The 19,247-nt window shown below is 39.6% G+C and carries 17 protein-coding genes; 10 read left to right on the top strand and 7 right to left on the bottom strand.

The annotated features are described in order from the left end of the window. Positions 1–103 precede the first annotated feature (103 nt). Entirely contained in the window at positions 104–910 is an 807-nt protein-coding gene (locus BMZ31_RS17465; protein WP_254778902.1) for a nuclease-related domain-containing protein, read from the bottom strand. A 263-nt stretch (positions 911–1,173) separates the two neighbouring features. On the opposite strand from BMZ31_RS17465, the gene BMZ31_RS17470 reads away from it, so the two are divergent. Then, positions 1,174–1,395, top strand: a complete 222-nt coding sequence (locus BMZ31_RS17470) for a hypothetical protein (RefSeq protein WP_139206627.1) — start codon at positions 1,174–1,176, stop codon at positions 1,393–1,395. Next, complete coding sequence (locus BMZ31_RS17475) at positions 1,392–2,249, top strand: exonuclease/endonuclease/phosphatase family protein (RefSeq protein ID WP_090833226.1); 858 nt, start codon at positions 1,392–1,394, stop codon at positions 2,247–2,249. The genes BMZ31_RS17470 and BMZ31_RS17475 overlap by 4 nt, the downstream gene beginning before the upstream one ends. A gap of 58 nt (positions 2,250–2,307) precedes the next feature. On the opposite strand, the gene BMZ31_RS17480 is transcribed toward BMZ31_RS17475, so the two are convergent. Together BMZ31_RS17480 and BMZ31_RS17485 are read right to left on the bottom strand one after the other, a co-directional pair. Next, on the bottom strand, positions 2,308–3,252 hold the full coding sequence (locus tag BMZ31_RS17480; RefSeq protein WP_217642773.1) for an isopenicillin N synthase family dioxygenase: 945 nt from the start codon (positions 3,250–3,252) through the stop codon (positions 2,308–2,310). 210 nt (positions 3,253–3,462) lie between these two features. Continuing rightward, the gene (locus BMZ31_RS17485) at positions 3,463–4,266 is read right to left on the bottom strand and encodes an alpha/beta hydrolase (RefSeq protein ID WP_090833228.1); all 804 of its coding nucleotides are present in this window, start codon (positions 4,264–4,266) and stop codon (positions 3,463–3,465) included. Between the two features lie 466 nt (positions 4,267–4,732). Here BMZ31_RS17485 and BMZ31_RS17490 point away from each other — a divergent pair, with 466 nt between their 5' ends. The 3 genes from BMZ31_RS17490 (at position 4,733) to BMZ31_RS17500 (ending at position 11,663) form a co-directional block, all read left to right on the top strand. Continuing rightward, complete coding sequence (locus BMZ31_RS17490) at positions 4,733–9,130, top strand: Ig-like domain-containing protein (RefSeq protein ID WP_090833229.1); 4,398 nt, start codon at positions 4,733–4,735, stop codon at positions 9,128–9,130. 267 nt (positions 9,131–9,397) lie between these two features. Next, positions 9,398–9,967: a transposase gene (locus tag BMZ31_RS17495; RefSeq protein ID WP_090833230.1), complete on the top strand. Its 570-nt coding sequence runs from the start codon at positions 9,398–9,400 to the stop codon at positions 9,965–9,967. 82 nt (positions 9,968–10,049) lie between these two features. Then, entirely contained in the window at positions 10,050–11,663 is a 1,614-nt protein-coding gene (locus tag BMZ31_RS17500) for a WG repeat-containing protein (protein WP_090833231.1), read from the top strand. A gap of 549 nt (positions 11,664–12,212) precedes the next feature. On the opposite strand, the gene BMZ31_RS17510 is transcribed toward BMZ31_RS17500, so the two are convergent. Both BMZ31_RS17510 and BMZ31_RS20135 read right to left on the bottom strand, forming a co-directional pair. Beyond that, a complete protein-coding gene (locus tag BMZ31_RS17510; protein WP_090833233.1) occupies positions 12,213–12,623 on the bottom strand; it encodes a hypothetical protein in 411 nt (136 codons plus the stop codon). A 45-nt stretch (positions 12,624–12,668) separates the two neighbouring features. After that, a complete protein-coding gene (locus BMZ31_RS20135) occupies positions 12,669–12,860 on the bottom strand; it encodes a hypothetical protein (RefSeq protein WP_139205974.1) in 192 nt (63 codons plus the stop codon). 539 nt (positions 12,861–13,399) lie between these two features. On the opposite strand from BMZ31_RS20135, the gene BMZ31_RS17515 reads away from it, so the two are divergent. Together BMZ31_RS17515 and BMZ31_RS20475 are read left to right on the top strand one after the other, a co-directional pair. Continuing rightward, positions 13,400–14,407 (top strand): OmpL47-type beta-barrel domain-containing protein, encoded by a 1,008-nt coding sequence (locus tag BMZ31_RS17515; RefSeq protein ID WP_090833234.1) that lies wholly within the window; start codon positions 13,400–13,402, stop codon positions 14,405–14,407. A gap of 103 nt (positions 14,408–14,510) precedes the next feature. Next, entirely contained in the window at positions 14,511–14,684 is a 174-nt protein-coding gene (locus BMZ31_RS20475; RefSeq protein ID WP_175478166.1) for a hypothetical protein, read from the top strand. A 78-nt stretch (positions 14,685–14,762) separates the two neighbouring features. On the opposite strand, the gene BMZ31_RS17520 is transcribed toward BMZ31_RS20475, so the two are convergent. After that, on the bottom strand, positions 14,763–15,461 hold the full coding sequence (locus BMZ31_RS17520) for a CAP domain-containing protein (protein ID WP_090833235.1): 699 nt from the start codon (positions 15,459–15,461) through the stop codon (positions 14,763–14,765). Positions 15,462–15,913: 452 nt separating this feature from the next. Between BMZ31_RS17520 and BMZ31_RS17525 the strand changes: the two genes are divergently transcribed. The 3 genes from BMZ31_RS17525 to BMZ31_RS17535 all read left to right on the top strand — a co-directional run bounded on the left by BMZ31_RS17525 (position 15,914) and on the right by BMZ31_RS17535 (position 18,202). Next, complete coding sequence (locus BMZ31_RS17525; protein WP_090833236.1) at positions 15,914–16,828, top strand: HD-GYP domain-containing protein; 915 nt, start codon at positions 15,914–15,916, stop codon at positions 16,826–16,828. 137 nt (positions 16,829–16,965) lie between these two features. Next, positions 16,966–17,385 (top strand): hypothetical protein, encoded by a 420-nt coding sequence (locus BMZ31_RS17530; RefSeq protein WP_090833237.1) that lies wholly within the window; start codon positions 16,966–16,968, stop codon positions 17,383–17,385. A gap of 142 nt (positions 17,386–17,527) precedes the next feature. Further along, positions 17,528–18,202: a DUF975 family protein gene (locus BMZ31_RS17535; RefSeq protein WP_090833238.1), complete on the top strand. Its 675-nt coding sequence runs from the start codon at positions 17,528–17,530 to the stop codon at positions 18,200–18,202. Positions 18,203–18,247: 45 nt separating this feature from the next. Here the strand turns inward: BMZ31_RS17535 and bioB are convergent, their stop codons facing one another. Next, a complete protein-coding gene (gene bioB, locus BMZ31_RS17540; protein WP_090833239.1) occupies positions 18,248–19,246 on the bottom strand; it encodes a biotin synthase BioB in 999 nt (332 codons plus the stop codon). Between the last annotated feature and the right edge of the window lies 1 nt (position 19,247).

Raw genomic sequence — 19,247 nt, forward strand, 5'->3', positions numbered from 1 at the left:
GGAGGTGCAAAAGCACTTCATAGATGTTATGAATATCAAATCAAGTGCGACAATTAGTTAGAAAGTACATCTTAACCAACAAAATAATAAGATACCATTTTCATTACTCATAAAAAGCCCACTGATGAATGCCTTTCATTTTAAAGTGCTTTCTTAAGAGCCTACCGATTCTGAGCTTTGAATCTATTACCTGACACCAGTCATGAACTTCCCGGGTTGTAATTTTTCGATGAGGAAATAGTAACTTTAACTCTTCAATGCTCCTCAAAATAGCTGTTGTAACCAGTTCTTCGCATCCGCATTCACTGCATACCACTTTTCTACCTACGGTTGAAATTGAAAATGAGTAACACTTTTTACAGGTGATGCCTTTTCTAAGTTGCGTAATTTCATAAGCAGGGAGTTTGGCATTGGGGGATAGTCCAGTTAGGTGCATAGAGGTGAGTTTTTCTGCCAGTTTTTTATGTGAGCTATTTAAGTGGGAAGGGATGGTATCTAGTTTTGTGAGGAAGGATTTAAGTTGTGTTGGATAAATAAATGGTAAGTCAGGAGAGGCTTTGTATAAAGTGAACTGTGGGTTAACAAAGACGATTTTTCCTTCGATAGAAAAATTAATATTCAAACTTTGGAGTAGAAGACGCAGTAAAGATTTACTTCTATTCAACTGAGCTAGTGGGTTCAAAACTTCCTTCCCAAAGGCCATTTGGAACATTTCAGGATCATAAGAATATTCTCCTTCGTAATTTTTCACTTCAATAATATAGAGCATTTTTTGAAAAATGATTAGGGTATCCATTTGAAATTCAGTATTGTTCGCCCTGAGCTGTAGATCGTTCAATATTAGGCAGTCATTTTGAAGGTTTTCTGTTAGTGAATCAAATTGCAGTTCCCCTTGAAAACCCTTTTCCATTGTGTAACAGTACTTTTGCTCATGTGATTTTAACTCCATTCGCGTGTTTAGAACTCTTAAAATCTTTAATAAAGGTGATTCGGTCCGCGCTTTAAAAATCATCTCACACATCCTTTCACAATATATAAAAATTCACAGTTTAATCATACAAGATTGCAAGAAAGAGAAAAATGAACGTTTTGTAAACATTATTAGAAACTTTCGAATAGGCTTAGCATTATGCGATAATTAAAGGAGAAAACTCATATTGGATTGAGGGTGTTGTGATGAAAATATCGGAGCTTATGGAAAGGCTTAAGACTTTGGACCAAAATAGTGAACTCAAAATAAGTCTATTAAAAGATGGCTATCGACCTTTTTGTGATATGAAAGATATTGGAGAGATTGATCCCGTTTTTGATCAAGACACAGGAAAACTTACATATACAATCTCAGTATCGGTTAATAGGGAAGAGATCGATTTTATAAAAGAGGGATTAAAGTGAAAATCATTTCATGGAATTGTAATAGAAATAAGTATGAAAAAATCACTGACCTTTCCCCTGATATAGCTGTAATACAGGAGTATCCAGATCCAAGTATATTTAAAGCTGCTTTTGAGTATGACGATGTCATTTGGTTTGGGAAAGAAAAAGGAATTGGTTTAGGTATCCTATCTTTTTCAAAGGACTACAAGCTTACTTTGTTAGAAACCGACATCAAATATGAGTGGATTGTTCCTATAAAGGTGACAGGAAAAGCTGACTTTACTTTGATAGCAGTTTGGACAAAACGGATTCCGGGATATGCTTCGTACGGAAAACTACTATATACAGCTTTAGAAGAATATGAATCTTACTTAAGTGGTAGGCGAGTCGTCATTATTGGAGATTTTAATATTGATAAGAAACTACCAAGAAGTTATTCGGGAATACAGGGGAGTCTGGGGTTTGACCGTATTATAGACCTCTTTGCTAAATATGAGCTTGAAAGTTGCTACCACTATTTTTCCAAGGAAGAGTTTGGGGCAGAAAGCAGGGCGACTTACCATCATCATGGTAAAAGAGAAAACCCTTTCCATATTGAATATTGCTTTGTTTCAGCTGGAATTCTACAAGGCATCCAAAAGTTTTATATCGGTGAAGAAAGTGAGTGGGCGGGATTTAGTAGTCATTTCCCTCTTGTGATCGAATGTGATATAGAGCAAAACGATATAGAGCCCGTTGCTAAAAAAGAAATTACGATAGAGAATTTGAAAACAGATTATGATCTCCTCATCGATAATGAAGTGGCAACAGAACAAGAAATAGATGAGGCTGTTAAGTATATAAGAGCATTGAGGATTATGAAAAATTTGTAATCTGTCTAGTAAAAAACCATCACCTTTGGAAGGTGATGGTTTTGTTAGTGTAAGAATTCTATGCTTTAATTAACCCGATTTCAACTAAACGTTGGTATAGGAAATCGCCAGCTGTGATAGCAGGATACTTTTCTGGATTTTCTTCTGAGATACAAGAAGGAATCGTTTCTAGTAAGCAGCTGCTGTATGGATGTACAAAGAATGGCATAGAGAAACGTGAAGTATTTTCACCTTCTGGGTTTACTACACGGTGTGTTGTAGCAGGGATCACTTCGTTTGTAATTCTTGAAAGCATGTCCCCAGCATCTACGATAATTTGTCCTTTTTCTGCTTTAACATCGATCCATTCTCCTTCACGAGTAAGAAGTTGAAGACCAGATGCTGTTGATTCAACAAGAAGAGTGATTAGGTTGATATCTTCGTGTTCACCAGCACGGATTGCATTAGGGTCCATAGTATCATCTAATGCAGGGTAGTGAATCGCACGCAAGATGCTGTTTCCGTCTTTGATCATGTCTGAGAAGAAATTTAAGCGTAGATCCATTTCAAGAGCAAGTGCTTCAAGCATGTTGTTAGCTACGCGCTCAAGTCCACGATAGAAATTTAACGCATCTTTACGCATATCTTCTACTTCTACAGGCCATAGGTTTTCTGGATATTCACCTGCAAGTGGGTGTCCAACTGGAAGCTCCTGTCCAACATGGAAAAACTCTTTCAAATCGCCAACTGTACGGTTTTTAGCATGCTCTTTACCAAAGCCAGTGTATCCACGAGCTCCACCAAGAACGCTTTCGTACTTCTTCTTTGTTTCTGTATCTAAACTAAAGAATTTTTTCCAAAGATCATAGTTCTTATCTATTAAATTCGGGTCAACGCCGTGACCTTCTAAAATAATGAACCCAGTTTCTTTCAATCCTGCAACGAATTCTTCTGCAAAAATCTTGCGTTGATCAGTATTTCCGTAAGTATAATCTTTTAAATTAAGAGTGCGTACATGTGTCAAAATGATTTTCCTCCTAGATATGTAAGGGTTTTCATAAATCTATTTTATTTTACACTATATTAGTAGTAGAAAATAGCATAAATTCGAAAATATCCGATATTTGTCGAAGAATAGTTACTTGTTCATTTTGTGGTGCCTGTCACCACCCGAAAAATCTTGTTTCACAACCGAAAAAGGGACAAACATCTTATTCATGTTTGTCCCTTCTTTTTATAGATTCTGCCGAAACCATTCATCCAAGGTAAGAGCGAGTTCTTTTCGAACGTTGGTATAGCCATGATCAGTTTCAAAGACTTTATGTTGGAATTCTTTATCATTTTCAAGTATTTGCACGAGCGGGTCATGGAAAAAGGCCTTTGGTAATTCATCGTCGTGAGTTGCAGCTGTTAAAAGTAATTTGCGGTCAACTAATGTCGATGCGAATAGGAATGTATTCCAATCGTTACGGTTGTTTCTGACTTCCTCCATGATACTTTCTGCTGTACAGCCATGTAGGAAGAAGGAGGATTCTTTGATTCCTTCATAGATTTGCGATTCGATAGCTGGGTTCTGTTCTATCATGTGAACGAATAATCCTAGGTTTGCTGGTGAAAGGGAAGCGACTGCCTTAATGGATGGATCTGTTGAGGCTGTCTTTAGTGCTAAGAAGCCGCCAAAGCTATGTCCAAGCAGCCCGATTCGGTCGATATCTATTCTATTTTCATCAGCTACTTTATTTTGTTTTATGTATTGAATGGTTGCCTGAACATCTTCTAAGGCGTTGGTGTAAGAAAAGGTACCTTGGCTTCCCCATGCGCCGCGATAGTTGATGACCAAAACATTCCAGCTCTTTTGATGTAGTTCGGATGCTATATCAAGATTCATGATGACTCCAGGGAATCCATGAAGCATGATGATGGTTGGGTGTGGACCTGCTCCTTCAGCAATATGCATTCTTCCCACCAATATATCTTCACCACTTGGAATTTTTAATAGTGCCAATTTGCTTCGGACATCTTTTGATGCATTCTCCATCTTTATTTCCCCCAATTTTCATCTTTTCTCTAACCATCATTATAAAAATAATTGAGATAATATTCCAGCTAAATATTTACCGAACTTATGTCATTAGACCTGCCTGATTGTTCTTTTTAACGAATAAGTATCAATAGTAACAGATTGTAAAATTTCAAACACAAAACCTTTTTCCTATCTTTTGTAAAGAAGCATATAATCTTTGTAAATATTTAGTTAATGCTAGATTGTTGCTGGTTTATGCCTTAGAATAGATTTGTAAGCAAAATTCTTTTTTACATAGTTTTTTGTAAAAGAAGGAGGGGGAATTTGATCAGAGGTTTGTAGAGTGATAGGTGTTTGTTCTTATTTGAGAACAATACGCAACTTAGAGCAATTGCTTCTTCGTCGTTGTTTGTCCATCTCCACGTGCAATGAAGTATGTATCTGTTTGAAACGTACAAAATATCATTACAGGAGGTAAGGTATGAGGATATTCAAGAAGCAATGGTTTATTGTCACGCTTATTGTGATGTTGCTTGCGAGCTATAGCTTGCCGTTTGCGCCGAAAGCCAGCGCTGCAGAGCCAATAACAGTCGCCCAGGCGATTGCCAATAACTCGGGAACGGCAACGGTTAAAGGTTATATTGTGGCTTATACAAAGAGCGGTCCAACCTATCAGTTTACGGGACCATTCCCAGATGATTTAAACTTTGCCATTGCTGATAGTCCAACGGAAACGGCAAAAGCGAAAATTCTTCCAGTTCAGCTTACATCTTCATTTAGAACAGCATACGGTCTTAAAACAAATGCTTCTCATATCGGTAAGCAAGTTCTTGTCACCGGTTCACTTGAAGCGTATTTCGGAGTGGCCGGACTGAAATCTCCATCTGCGATTGAATTCGCAGACGGTGGAGGAGGACCTGTTGATCCACCACCTCCAGGCACAGAAGGTCTTAAAATCCATGATATTCAAGGCGAAAGCCATAACTCTCCATATAAAGATAAAGATGTGAAAGGCGTAGAAGGTATTGTTACCTATGTTGTTGATGCAAACAACTTCTATATGCAGGATCCGAATCCTGATAGCAATTCGAAAACGTCCGAAGGGATTCTTGTTTATAAAAAATCCCACGGATTGGTGAAAGGCGACCTCGTTGCCGTTGATGGTCTTGTTAAAGAGTGGATAACAGAAGGTTACAGCGACAAACTCCAAACAGACCTTGCTGTGACGGAGATTAACGCTGATACGACCACGATTACGAAGAAAGCGAGCAATCAAGCTTTACCAGCAGCTCTTGTGATCGGAAAAGATGTTATTCCGCCAACTCAAGTGGTCGATAATGATCAGTTCGGTACATTCGACCCAACAGAAGACGGTATTGATTTTTACGAAAGTCTTGAGGGTATGAGGGTTGCGCTTGAGAACCCAACAGCCGTTGCACCGCAAAAATACGGTGAAGTACCAGTCATCGTCAATAAATTCGAAGGCAAAACGTACACAACACCGGGCGGAGTTCCCATTACGAAAGACAACGCTAATCCGGAAAGATTCCACCTCTTGTTCGGTGACCGTGATTTCGTCAGTAAAACAGGAGACAGGTTCGATGGCACTGTGGTAGGTGTTGTCAGCTACACATTCCAAAACTTTAAGATTCTTACTGATAAAGCGTCATTGCCACCGCTTGTAGAAAGCAATTACGAGCGCGAGACAACGGAAATCAATAAGGATAGCGATAAACTCACTCTTGCTACTTACAACATGGAGAACTACACAGCTGCAAACGCTGAAAAAACAAATAAGATTGCGGAAACAATGGTCCACAACATGAAAACGCCTGATATTATCGGTTTAGTTGAAGTACAAGATAATAACGGCGAAAGTTCTGGTGGAACAGATGCTTCGCAAAACTATCAGGCTCTTATTAACGCCATTGTCAAAAATGGTGGTCCAACATATAGATGGACAGACATTGCACCTGAAAATAATCAAGATGGTGGTGCGCCAAACGGAAACATCCGTGTTGGTTTCATCTATAATCCTGAGCGCGTGGCCTTAAATGAAGGTACAAAAGGTACTGCTACGCAAGCTGTAGGTTATGAAAATGGTTCATTGACATTGAATCCTGGGCGTATTGATCCGACTAACTCAGCATTCTCTTCAAGCCGTAAGCCATTGGCAGCTGAGTTCACTTTCCAAGGTGAAAAAGTGATCGTGATTGCGAACCACTTTAACTCAAAAGGTGGAGACCAACCGATCTTCGGTAAGAACCAACCGCCAGTACTAGGCAGCGAAGTTCAACGTATGAAAATTGCAGGCGTTGTGAACAACTTCGTGAAAGATGTCCAAACGAAAAACCCTGAAGCAAATGTTGTTGTCCTTGGTGACTTGAACGACTTCGAATTCTCGAATCCTCTTACTAAATTAAAAGGAGACGAGTTAACGAACTTAATCGAACATGTCCCTGCACCTGAACGATTCACTTACAACTACCAGGGTAATTCTCAAGTGCTTGACCATCTTCTCGTTTCGAATAGATTGGCACAGCACGCTGAAATTGATATCGTCCATGTTAACTCTGCATTCACAGAGGCACACGGACGAGTGAGTGACCATGATCCACTTTTAGCACAGCTTGATTTGAAAATGGAGCCGGTGGCTAAACCACTTAACCTATCGATTATGCACGTGAACGACAGCCACGCACACGTGGATCAATATCCTAAATTGATTACGGCAGTTAATGAAGTCCGCGGTCAAAAAACGAATTCGCTATTGCTTAGTGCTGGAGACGTGTTCTCAGGAACACTTTACTTTAAGCAATACGAAGGTTTAGCAGACGTAGAATTTATGAACAAGCTTAAATTCGATGCGATGACTTTCGGAAATCACGAATTTGATAAGAATTCTAAAACGCTTGCTAACTTTGTAAAACAAGCGGAATTCCCGATCGTGAGCGCAAACGTCAACGTGACAGCCGATCCGGAATTAGGTTCACTTTTTAAAGAAGAGATTGGGAATCCGGCATCTGGTGGCAAGATCTATCCGTCCATCGTGAAGGTGGTAGATGGTCAAAAGGTTGGTATCTTCGGTTTAACGACGGAAGAGACAACATTCCTTGCTAGCCCATCTGATGATATTATTTTTGAAAATGCGGTCGATAAAGCCCGTGAAACGGTTTCTATGCTTGAAGGTGAAGGCATCAATAAAATTATTGCTGTTACTCACCTTGGAGAAAATGTCGACGAAGAATTGGCTTCGGCAGTTGAAGGAATTGATGTCATTGTAGGTGGACATTCCCATACGAAGCTATCAGCTCCTGTAGTCGTGCCAAAAGAAGAGCCAACCCTTATTGTGCAAGCAAATGAGTATTTGAATTTCCTCGGTTTGCTTGATGTTTCTTTTGACGAAAAAGGTGTGATTACAGCACACAACGGTCAGCTATTAGATGTAAATAAGTATGCGGCAGATGCAGAAGCAGCCGCCCGTGTCGCAGAATTGAGAGCTCCGCTTGATGCGTTAAGACAGCAAGTAGTTGGATATTCAAATGTCGTGCTGAATGGTGCACGCGGAGATGTGCGTACGAAGGAAACAAATCTAGGAAACTTGATTGCGGATGCGATGGTTCAAAGAGCGAATGAATCAGTACCTACTTACATCGGCTTCCAAAATGGTGGTGGGATTCGTGATTCGATCAATCAAGGTGATGTCACATTAGGTGAAATCTTAACGGTTATGCCGTTTGAAAACCTGCTTGTCACTCTTAATCTGACGGGAGATGAAATTCGCCAAGCACTTGAAACAGGTGTGAGCCAAGTGGAAACCGCGCAAGGTAAATTCCTACAAGTTTCAGGTGTGAAATTCAAATACGACCCTGCGAAGCCAGCAGGCAACCGCGTATGGTCGATTGAAGTGAACACGGCGAATGGTTATGAAAAACTAGATTTAACGAAGAACTACAATGTCGCTACAAATGCATACGTCGCTGACGGCGGAGACGGTTTTTCGGTACTCAAGAAAGCAAAAGATGATGGCAGAATGAAAGAATTATTAGTGGTAGATTTCGAAGTGCTATCGAATTACTTTGAGAAAAATAGTCCAGTAGCACCAACAGTCGAAGGCCGTATCATTGCGGCAAAAGCTAAGCCTGCTACACCGACAGTGAATCCTGTATCGGATGTAGATGTGAAGGTGACAGGGAAGGCTGAAGCTGGTTTGAAGGTAGTTGCAAGGGCGAATGGTGCTGAAATTGGAACAGCGGTTGCTAATGCAGAGGGTGCATATGAAATTAGCATCTCCAAGCAAAAAGCTGGAACCGTGATTTCGGTTGTAGCAGTCAATGAAGCTGGGAACGAAAGTGATGCAGCTCAGGTGACGGTAAGTGATGCGACCGCTCCTGATGCGCCTGTTGTGTTACCGGTTAAGGATAAGAATAAAGTTGTGAAAGGTACTGCAGAAGCTGGTTCCACTGTAACAGTTTGGGATGGTGGGAAAGAACTCGGCAAAGGTAAGGCTGATGCAGCGGGATACTTTGCCGTTAGCGTATCTTCACTAGTTGGAATCAAGACGATTCAAGTGACGGCAACTGATGCAACCGGAAATGTGAGCGAAGCTGTGACGGTGAAGGTGAAGGATACAACCGCACCTGACGCGCCACAAGTGAATCCGGTGAAGAGTACAGACAAAGTGATCACAGGACAAACAGAACCGAACGCAACCATCTTCATGAGCGACGGCGTCTCATTCAAAGTCGTCAAAGCAGACAAGAATGGTATGTTCTCGATTCTATTGAAGAAGCCATATCCAACGTATACGCAGTTGAGTTTCTTTGCGATTGATCAAGCAGAAAATGCGAGTGGCGCGACTGTGGTGTTTGTGGAGTAGGTGCCTGTCACCACCCGTTTTTTCTTGTTTCACATTGTTACACAGGAAGCCCCCTGTTTTATGCAGGGGGCTTTTGTAGTGGTGCCTGTCACCACCCGTTTTTTGTCGAATGGCGAAGATATACTGTAAAACTGGTTTCAAAAGAAGGAATTTTTCTGTATATGGAGAAAGAAAAATGAGAGTATTTCAAATTAATGCTAAAGAGGGTGGTGGTTTTCTTATCATCTATATGTTCTGTTCATTTTAATTAAAATGGAGGAAAAATGCATGGGTAGAGAAAAGAGAGTTTGGATGCACGACCGTTTTTATCATGTTGTTTGTCGAGGAAATCGTCGAGACCCATTGTTTCGGTCACCGTCCGATTTTAAAGTTTTTTACCACATCTTAAATCAGTTACATGAAAAGTTCCCTCTTGAAATAGCCTCTTATTGCCTGATGACAAATCACTTTCATCTCCAGCTACGCTCCGAAGAAACCTCGCTTTCTAAAGTCATGTCTCTTATGAATAAACGATACGCGAACTATTACAACACCAAGTATCACCTAACTGGTCACGTTTTTGAGAAAAGGTATTTTGCTAAGATTATTGATAACTATATGGGAATGATAGAGGTCAGTCGGTATATCCATCTTAATCCGGTTGAAGCTGGAATGGTGAAGAGGCCTGAAAACTATCCGTGGAGTAGCTATAAGTTTTATTGTTATCCTAATCATTTCCAACCTGGCTATTTGAATACCGCTGAAGTGCTGAAACTTTTTGAGGGTACTGTTGAGGAGAAGAGGATAGCTTATTGTGCCTGTCACGCCCCGAAGATTGTCGAATTTTCTCCTGTCTAAATCATCTATCTTTTCCAATATTTCTTTTACTAGGATTCTTTAGCCAATATAATAGGTATAAAAACTCTTAGAGGTATGAGCGATGAAAAGCAATTTTAGTTTTTTACCATGGCTTGATTTATCTTTGTTGGGTCAGTCTGCAGAAGCAAATGTTGAGACTGATCCGATTGTGAGTATCATAAAATGTCGACAGTTTGTAGAATTAGCTACAAATAAGATGTTGTCTTTCGAAAATTTGGTTGCTCCTATTCCCAATACACTTGCAAGCAGAATCGAATTACTAAAAATAAATAAGCGTATATCTGACGACGTGTATCAGAGTTTAAGTGCGATTCGAAGAAAGGGAAATGAGGCTGTCCATGATTTGGTGGGAAGTGTACAAGAAGCTTATGCGGCTATAAAAGATTGCTATAACATTGCGGTTTGGTTGAATAATGAGCATGGATACTATGAGACGCCGGAGCCTTTTCATTTAAGTGTCAATCTTGAAACGGATACGACGGATTTAAGTGTATCTTTACGTGACCTATCACAGTTGAAGAAGGTTGAGAAACAGGCTATTGCTCTTTTTCGAACTTTTTCTTATGGGGTAGGTCAATCATTCGGCTTTTTTAATACTCATGGTGAAATTTGCGTTGACCCTATTTTTAAAAATGTTCTTGTTAATGAAGGGAAAGCTTTCTTTAATGATCTAGCAGCCGCTGCAGACGACAATGGTCAATGGGGCTATATTAATAAGGAAGGTCGATTTGTAATAGACCCCGAATATATCCATGTAAATCATTTCTCCGAAGGGTTCGCCGTGGTAAGAAAGCGAGAAAGATATGAATTTATAGACCTTCAAGGGGAGAGAATTAACCGTACCAAGTATCATGGTGCTTATTCTTTTTCAGATGGAGTGGCTGCTGTTCAGGATAAAAGTGGCCTTTGGGGTTTTATCAATCAAGAAGGTAAAAATGTCATAAAGCCTACTTACACGGATATGGCTTACTTCAGGAATGGGGTTGCGACGGTAACTGAAACCCCGCGTAATAATTATGGATTGAAAAAGAACAAGCTTATAGATAAGAATGGAAATATTGTTCTGGATGAAAGTTATGATTATGACATAATTGGTGCATCGGAAGGTTATGCATTGGTTCAGAAGGATCAGTATTATGGGGGCGGATATCAATTTATTCACCTTGAAACAGGCGAACAACTTCTAAGTGAAGACGCTGAAGAAGCAGAATTGTTTTATGAGGGATTTGCTGCAGTGAAAATAAAAGGACGCTGGACTTTTATCAATCATAAAGGTGAATTAATAGCTGACCCAAGATTTACTTTTGTTTCATCATTCTCCGAGGATGGCTATGCAGAGGTTATGTCGGGGAATAAGAAAGGGATTATCCATTCATCTGGACGAATGGTTGTTCCAGTGGTTTATGATGAAGTTTACAGACCATCTGACGGTCTTATTGGTGTGAGAAAAGATTGGAAGTATAGTCATAACTATATGTTTGATAAAAGTTTGGGCTATTTGGATTTGAACGGTAAAGAGGTTATTAAACCGCAGTTCAGCGATGGAAATGAATTTAGTTGTGGCGTTGCAGCAGTTAGAGAGCAGGGAAAATGGATCTTTATCGATAAGGCGGGCCAAAAAATTACTACCGCAAATTGTAATGGTGAAATGAAGGACATTTGGAAGTTTGAGTAGGTGCCTGTCACGCCCCGAAATTTCTTGTTTCACAACTGTTATGTTTAGGTGTGGTCCCCTTTTATCTCTAATATGTAGATAATCACAACCGCAATCAAATTGAGCAAAACTTTAGTTTATGATGTAAAACGTAAATATAGAGTTGGGAGATAAAATGAACAAACCAAAAGCGCATTTTAAAGAAGTACCTAAACATCCAGTTTCAACAAAGCGACCAAAGGTGAATTGGAGACCTCATTTCAGTTCTGGTATCCTGACGTGTTTCATCCGGCCTAAATATAGATACGCTAATAAGGATTATATTTATTCAAATAGTGGATTCTATAGTTTAATAAGTGTTGTAACATTGGTCTTAAATATGGCTTGGGTAATAGCAATTCCTTTCTTAATCTTTTCGTATTCAGAATCAGTTGATGGATTTATGAGAGTAACTTTGATTACTTTTATCGTTGAACTAATATATAAAGCAGTTCATTCGGAATACAAATATTTTTAAAGGAAAAGTTATTAACTCGATATTTCCCGGAAAATGTCGGGTTTGGGTGCCTGTCACGCCCCGAAGTTTGTCGAAAAAAAACCATGCTGGGAAGCTATTAAATTAGCGTCTAGCATGGTTTTGTTTTTATCTATCACAACTGCATGGATAGCTTCTGCATCGGTAACAGCAACGGCAGCTAGCATAACCGCATTCTCTGCAGCAACGACAGTTTGCATATCCGCAATCGCTACAGCAACGGCAACTCGCTCGTCCACACTCATTGCAACAACGGCAGTTCGCATAGCCACATTCATTACAACAACGACAATTAGCATAACCGCAATCGCTACAACAGCGGCAATTCGCGTATCCACACTCACTGCAGCATCTGCAAGGGTATCGGTCGCAATCACTACAGCATCTGCACTGGGATTCAGGCTGATTACAACCTGAACATCGCATCTCGTATTTTTCATCTTCATAATCGCGGTCTCTTTGACTTCTATTTAGGGCCTCATCGGCTGCGTCTACTTTCCAACGCGGACCACCATTCTTACGATAATAATAGGCATCATCTTCAGCCTTTTTTCGTTCCCAATATTCATCATCTTTATTTTGAGAATTGTTTTTAGTTGAACTATTACTACTAAAACGGTCTTGATTGTTTCTATTAAAACTAGGTTCGTCTTCATCATATCTCTTTGAATTAACTTCATCATGATAATAATCATTGTCTGTATTGTCTGTATAGCTTCTTTTATTACTTTTCCCTGCAGCTACCTGCATTTTGGCTGAATTCTTACTATCTTTAGAATAGCCGACCACCATCATAACCGCTCCGGCTATCATGACCCACATTCCTAAAGAATCATCTTTTACAAAGAATAGATACAATCCTGCCATAAAAATAAACCAGTTGCCTAACAGTAAATATCCAATCGTATAAAGGAAATAATGCTTAGAACTTTCCATATGTAATCCAAAGTACATCAAAAGATTAATTAAAAGAGGCAGTGCACGTAAAAATTTTTTCATTTTATACATATTCCTTTTCAGCAAATTTTAAAAACTATTATAGTATATTTTTCAAGTTAATCCTACAATTTCCTAAATTAATATTTTGATATTGCATTTGGTTCAATTTTTTAGTTCTTAATTACTAAAACGTCCATATCATTAATTTAGAGTGCATTTTAGGTACAAAGGAGGAAAAGGGACTTTTAGGGTAATTCATCAAAACTTTTGAGGGAGGGCTTATATGAAGAAAAAATGGTTAGGGTTAGTGGTGACAGGTGCTTTGCTTGCAGCTGCCATACCAGCTTCTGCTGAGGAGGTTGGTTCAAATAATGGTAATTCAACCGCAACTTCAGTAAGTGAGCAGTCAGACTCTCAAGCATCCATGAAGGTAGCAACACAAAGTTTGGTTCAAGGGTCTCTTTCATCTATTGATCTTCCAGATGCAAACTATTTAAGTTCAACCACAAAAATTGATATTTCTGGTCTGAGTAATGGAGGCAACTACCAATCCATTTCTGATGGTACACAAACTCTTTCGTTCTCCCATTCTTTGAATAAAAGGATAGTTGGCTGGGGATGGGCGACGTGGTCATCACCACCTAATTCTGAGCAAAACCAACCAGATGTTTTATACGTTCCATCCGATTCATTTACTGTAAACTTAGCTGTACCTGTTTCAACATTTGGATTCGAACTAGAGCCGGATCCGTTTGACTGGAGAAATTACACAGTAGAATATTATTCAGGTTCGACACTCGTTGGCACCATTAATAAAGATGTTAATGGGAATGCGGGGGCAAAGTTATTTGCGGTTACTTCTCAAGGTGCCCAAATTGATAGAGTGGTAGTTTCAGGAAATGCAACTTTTGCAATTGGTCAATTCCGTTATAATGCCGATCAGACAGCTCCAGTCACCCAAGCTACCATGTCACTTGCTAATAAAGGCTTCCGAATTGCACTTGAAGGAGCCGACGACCGGTCTGGCTTAGCGAAAACGGAATATAGCATCAATGGTGGTGCATGGGTGGAGTACACGGGTTCGTTCGTACTGAAGGATGGTCAGAAGCTCAAATACCGAAGCGTTGATAAAGCTGGAAATGTTGAAAGCTTTAAGAAGGTTGGTACGTTTGGTGGTGGATTTGTTCTTGAGAATGTCTATGTGTCAGGGGCAAAAGGCGTCACTGGACCATATAATAAAACTCTCGTAACACAACAAGACTTCTTTGGATTCTTAGGGTTGTTTTATTAAATAATAGAGTTTCAAGGCCTCATTCCCTATGGAGTGAGGTTTTTTGCGTGTCCTAATTTCCTCTCCATCCATATATAGAAAGTAAGAGAGGAGGAGCATAGTGGTGAATTTGGAGAAGGAGGAAAGAGAGGAGAATTGTAGTAATAGTAAAATTATTTTGCTCGAAACGGAGGAAAATCAGCTAGTAATCATACTTATTTTAGATGTTTTTCCTAATGTACGAGATGGAGATGGAAATTTAGTTGCTCATAACCTTGATTTCATCGCAAGGAGATAATCTATCTTTCTAAAAACGCATTGGACCCGCTACCATAATACAAAAATCGCGAACGCCCTAAGCGTCCGCGATTTTTGATTATTTTCCAATAAACTCCTGTGTCCAGTAGTTGCCTTCTGCTACGTAACCTACGCCAATATGAGTGAAGTTAGGGCTAAGGATGTTTTTACGGTGACCTTCACTGTTCATCCAAGCTTTTACTACTTCTTCAGGGGTGCGTTGACCCATAGCGATGTTTTCACCAGCATAGCTATATGTGATGCCATATTGCTTCATCATATCGAATGGTGATCCATAAGTCGGACTTGTATGGCTGAAGTAGTTGTTTACTGACATGTCGCGAGACTTTTCGTGTGCCATTTTGCTAAGGTTTGTGTCTACTTGAAGGGCTTTTAAGCCAGCTTTGGCACGTTCCTGATTCGTTAAATCAGCAACTTTTTGTTCATAAGCACTGATTGTACTTGTTGTTTGAGTAGCTGTCGGTTGAGTAGCTACAGGCTTTTGCTCCACTGGTGCAGGAGCTGGAGCCGGTGCAGTCGTTGTTGTTTGTGTAGGCTGCTGAACAGTTGTTGTCGTGTTCGTCATACCCATGCGCTTAAAATAGTCTTCTACCATTTTATTAATCTCAGTCATATTAAAGTTCGAACTTTGATATACATAAACGCGTTGTTGCGTAGTTGGTGTAGTGGTTGAAGCTTCTGCTTTGTTTGGTAGTTGCCCAGACATTAATAGAGCTGATGCCGCTGCTACCGTCATAAGTGCTTTTTTCTTGAACATGTTTACATCCTCCTATTATGAAAAATCGCTGTTCACAAGCACATTCATCGTAACATATGATTTTTGTAATATTTCAGGAAGGGATTTACAGTTGGATTTGAAAATTCATAGAATGGCTACGAAAGAGTAATTTCTGATTAGTATTTGAGAGGGTTTTCAAATCATTGGAGATTAAAAGTAGATTTAAATAGGAATTTGAAGAGTTACCATATTTTATGTGTGTTTTTGAGGTTGACAAGGTTTTCTAAAAACGAATTTTGTTACATATATTTCAGAATAATATACGATTTTACGGAAAGATGTCGTACTTTATTGTTTTTAGATCGGTGTTGAAGTGATTTGGGAGGGTGGCTAAAAAGCTGCCCTTTTTATTTTGTGCTTTGGTTGTGAAATAGTATAAATTTTCCTTTTAGAGAAAACATAAGACCAAATGGGTCAATAAAGGAGTATGTATGTACAGTAAATTTAACACGTGGCTGAATAACCCTGCATACTTTCGGTACGGTTTTGTTCTAGTCTGGGTGATCAGTCTGGTTTTGACCTTCTTTGCTGCTGAGTTTAATGGCTATTTTTATATCTTTTATATCGTCGGAGCGGCATTTCTAGGTCTCGGTTTCTATCATAAGTCGCCATGGTTCTTGGTCATTCTTACAACTTTACTCGTCGTTTGCCGGTTTTTCTTTTCGCCGGAAGATGGCCACAATCTCATCACTTTCCTCTTCTATATATTTACGTATTTACTCATCACGTTTATTTCTGTTGGGTTTATGAAGAATTATCAGAGGACGAAGGAAGACAATATCGAATTGATCAAAGCCCTTTCGAATGCGTTAGATATGAGGGATACCTATACGATGAACCATTCGGAAAACGTGGCCAGAGTTGCGCTTGATATTGCAAGAGGAATGAATTTGCCAAAGAAAGTGTGTGAAGGTATCTATATTGGTGGACTGCTTCATGATATCGGTAAAATAGGCATCCCCGAGCGTGTTTTATCGAAGTCAGGAAAGTTGACCGATGACGAATATGAGATTATCAAGAACCATACCTTTATTGGCTATCAGATTATCAACCACATTTCCTATTTTGCCGAAAATGGAGTGTTGGATATCGTCCTCTATCATCACGAAAGATATGATGGAAGAGGTTATCCAGAAGGGTTAAAAGGAGAGCAAATTCCAATAGCAGCAAGAATCATGGCCATTGCCGATACTTTTGATGCAATGACTTCCAAGCGTGTGTATCGAGAAGAATTGGACTTGCAATATGCACTTAGCGAAATCCGTACACAAAGAGGAACTCAATTCGATCCGGATATTGTGGATGTATTTTTGGGACTGTATGAGGAGAGAGAAGGAGCTGGGTGACAGCTCCTTTTTTGATGGTGTTTGCTTATCGTTAACTGTCTTCCTTTTTCAGAATAATAGGCATATCCTACTTTTCAACAAAATATGATGAAAGAAGGAGGTCTTAGAATGAGGGAAATGAAAAGGAGTGATAAGCGATGAAAAAAAGTGTGGTGAACAAGAATGTCCTGCAAATTATTTGTGGGGTATTGATGTTCCTAAGTTTCTTTACGGCATGGGTTTACAATGGGGGATTATCCTATTACAAGCCGACTGAGTTTATCTTCCTCGAAGAAGCACCGTTTCTGTTTAAAACGTTATCCGTTCTTCCTCTCCTTGGGCTTACCGCTATTTATCTAGGGTACATTCGAAGATACAGCTACGGTTTGAATCTTGTGTGCAGTCTGGTATGTTCCGTTTCCATGTGGAGTGTGTATAATGAATATTTTACTAACGAAGAATCTACCTTAATTGCTCACACTGGATTCTATATGGCTGGTCTGGCCTTAGTTGTTTCGCTCGCTTCCATTGTAATCATGAGAAAGGAAATGAGAGAGGAAGCAGGGAACCAGGAATAGTTTTCTATTATTTTTTGGCCTATTGAAGGAACGGAATATTATGATAAAATTGTATTTTAATAGGGAATTGTCGTTCGTAATTTATAAGCTAATGGGCGATAATGAGTCTTAGAAATAATAATTTAAAAAGGGGAAACATCAGATGAATTTATCAATCTCAGAGATCAAAAGGTTAGCCAAACTCTCTCTAAAGGGGAATTGGGGATTAGCTATCGGTTTCACATTGGTTATTTTCTTGTTTAACATGATTTTGCCAACAATTGTTGAAATGGTGATGAGTGGTGGTTTCGCAGTTTGGTGGGAGCAAGACATTCCACCAGCTGGCGCAAGTATAGCTAGTACCATTATTTCAGTTATCTTAATTCCACTATCCATTGCCGTTTATTGGTTTTACCTTGCACTTATCCGAAAAGAAAATCCAGAAATCTCAGCAGCATTTGCTGTTTATAAAGATGGAAAGCTGTGCTTAAAGTTAATTTGGACATCTATCTTACAGGCTATTTACTTGTTCTTATGGTCTTTATTATTGGTCATCCCAGCAATCATTAAGAGTTTTTCGTACTCTCAAACGTTCTTTATTCTAAGAGATCATCCAGAATACAAAGCGAACCAAGCTATCACAGAAAGTAAGAAGCTTATGAAAGGCTACAAATGGAAGTTATTTGTCCTATACTTGAGCTTTATCGGCTGGGCAATCCTTTGCGTATTGACACTCGGAATTGGCTTCCTATGGTTAATTCCATACGTAACAACTTCATTGGCTACATTCTATAACGAATTGATCTTCCCACGTCTTAAGGAAGAGAAAGTGATGTAATAATCCTGAAAAGTATGGTGCAGCTTGAGCCGCACCATACTTTTTTTAATAATTGATAGGTTCTGGATCCTTTACGAAATCGATTTCAAATCCGAGGTCCTCTAACATTTGATGGTCTTTCGTACTTTCCTGACCAGCGGTTGTTAAGTAATCGCCCACGAAAATGGAGTTTGCCGGGTAAAGGCCTAATGGTTGTAAGCTTCTTAAGTTAACTTCGCGTCCGCCTGAGATTCTGATTTCCTTTGAAGGGTTTATGTATCTCATAAGACAAAGTACTTTTAGGCAGTAACGAGGATCGAGTTCACTTACGCCTTCAAGCAGTGTTCCATCGATGGCATGAAGGAAATTGACTGGGATGGAATCGGCGTCTAAAGCTTTTAGGCTACGTGCCATATCGACTACATCCTGTTTCGTTTCGCGCATACCAATGATGACACCTGAACAAGGAGAAATGCCTGATTCTTTGACGACTTCGACGGTATTTACACGATCCTGATAGGTGTGAGAGGTCGTAATCGATTCATGATGTGATTCTGAGGTGTTAAGGTTGTGGTTATACCGGTCGACTCCAGCTTCCTTCAGCTTCATGGCTTGGTCAGGCTTCAGAATTCCGAGGCAAGCACAAACCTTCATATTATACTTTTCCTTGATCTCTTCTACAGCCGAAACAACCGTTTCAAGTTCCCTATTTGCTGGTCCACGTCCACTTGCGACAATGCAATAAGTTCCAACGCCTAATGAATGCGCTCTTTCTGCGCCTTTTAAGATTGTATCTTTATCTACCATTCTGTATTTTTCAATTGGCGCGGTCGAGATGCTTGATTGTGAGCAATAGCCACAGTTTTCAGGACACATTCCGGATTTTGTGTTGATGATCATGTTCAATTTTACCTTGTTGCCATAGTAATGATGACGGATCATGTAAGCTCCGTTTAGTAACTCCAGCAATTCCATGTCTGGGCAGTTTAAAATTTGCAATGCTTCTTCATTGGTTAGTTCTCCTCCGCCGAGAACTCTTAAAGCAAGCTTGTTCCAATTTCCCATT

Origin of the sequence: Bacillus sp. cl95, assembly GCF_900115925.1 — a bacterium.
In the GTDB taxonomy this organism is placed as follows: Bacteria; Bacillota; Bacilli; order Bacillales; family Cytobacillaceae; genus Neobacillus_A.

Bases quoted from the DNA above. Each gene is read 5' to 3' on its own strand.
- BMZ31_RS20135 (WP_139205974.1), bottom strand. From the start codon at position 12,860: ATGATGAAGTTAATTCAAAGAGATATGATGAAGACGAACCTAGTTTTA.
- BMZ31_RS17520 (WP_090833235.1), bottom strand. From the start codon at position 15,461: ATGTTCAAGAAAAAAGCACTTATGACGGTAGCAGCGGCATCAGCTCTA.
- bioB (WP_090833239.1), bottom strand. From the start codon at position 19,246: ATGGGAAATTGGAACAAGCTTGCTTTAAGAGTTCTCGGCGGAGGAGAA.
- BMZ31_RS17530 (WP_090833237.1), top strand. From the start codon at position 16,966: ATGAAAAAAAGTGTGGTGAACAAGAATGTCCTGCAAATTATTTGTGGG.
- BMZ31_RS17510 (WP_090833233.1), bottom strand. From the start codon at position 12,623: ATGAAGATGAAAAATACGAGATGCGATGTTCAGGTTGTAATCAGCCTG.
- BMZ31_RS17495 (WP_090833230.1), top strand. From the start codon at position 9,398: ATGGGTAGAGAAAAGAGAGTTTGGATGCACGACCGTTTTTATCATGTT.
- BMZ31_RS17515 (WP_090833234.1), top strand. From the start codon at position 13,400: ATGAAGAAAAAATGGTTAGGGTTAGTGGTGACAGGTGCTTTGCTTGCA.
- BMZ31_RS17485 (WP_090833228.1), bottom strand. From the start codon at position 4,266: ATGGAGAATGCATCAAAAGATGTCCGAAGCAAATTGGCACTATTAAAA.
- BMZ31_RS17500 (WP_090833231.1), top strand. From the start codon at position 10,050: ATGAAAAGCAATTTTAGTTTTTTACCATGGCTTGATTTATCTTTGTTG.
- BMZ31_RS17525 (WP_090833236.1), top strand. From the start codon at position 15,914: ATGTACAGTAAATTTAACACGTGGCTGAATAACCCTGCATACTTTCGG.
- BMZ31_RS17465 (WP_254778902.1), bottom strand. From the start codon at position 910: ATGGAAAAGGGTTTTCAAGGGGAACTGCAATTTGATTCACTAACAGAA.
- BMZ31_RS17535 (WP_090833238.1), top strand. From the start codon at position 17,528: ATGAATTTATCAATCTCAGAGATCAAAAGGTTAGCCAAACTCTCTCTA.
- BMZ31_RS17490 (WP_090833229.1), top strand. From the start codon at position 4,733: ATGAGGATATTCAAGAAGCAATGGTTTATTGTCACGCTTATTGTGATG.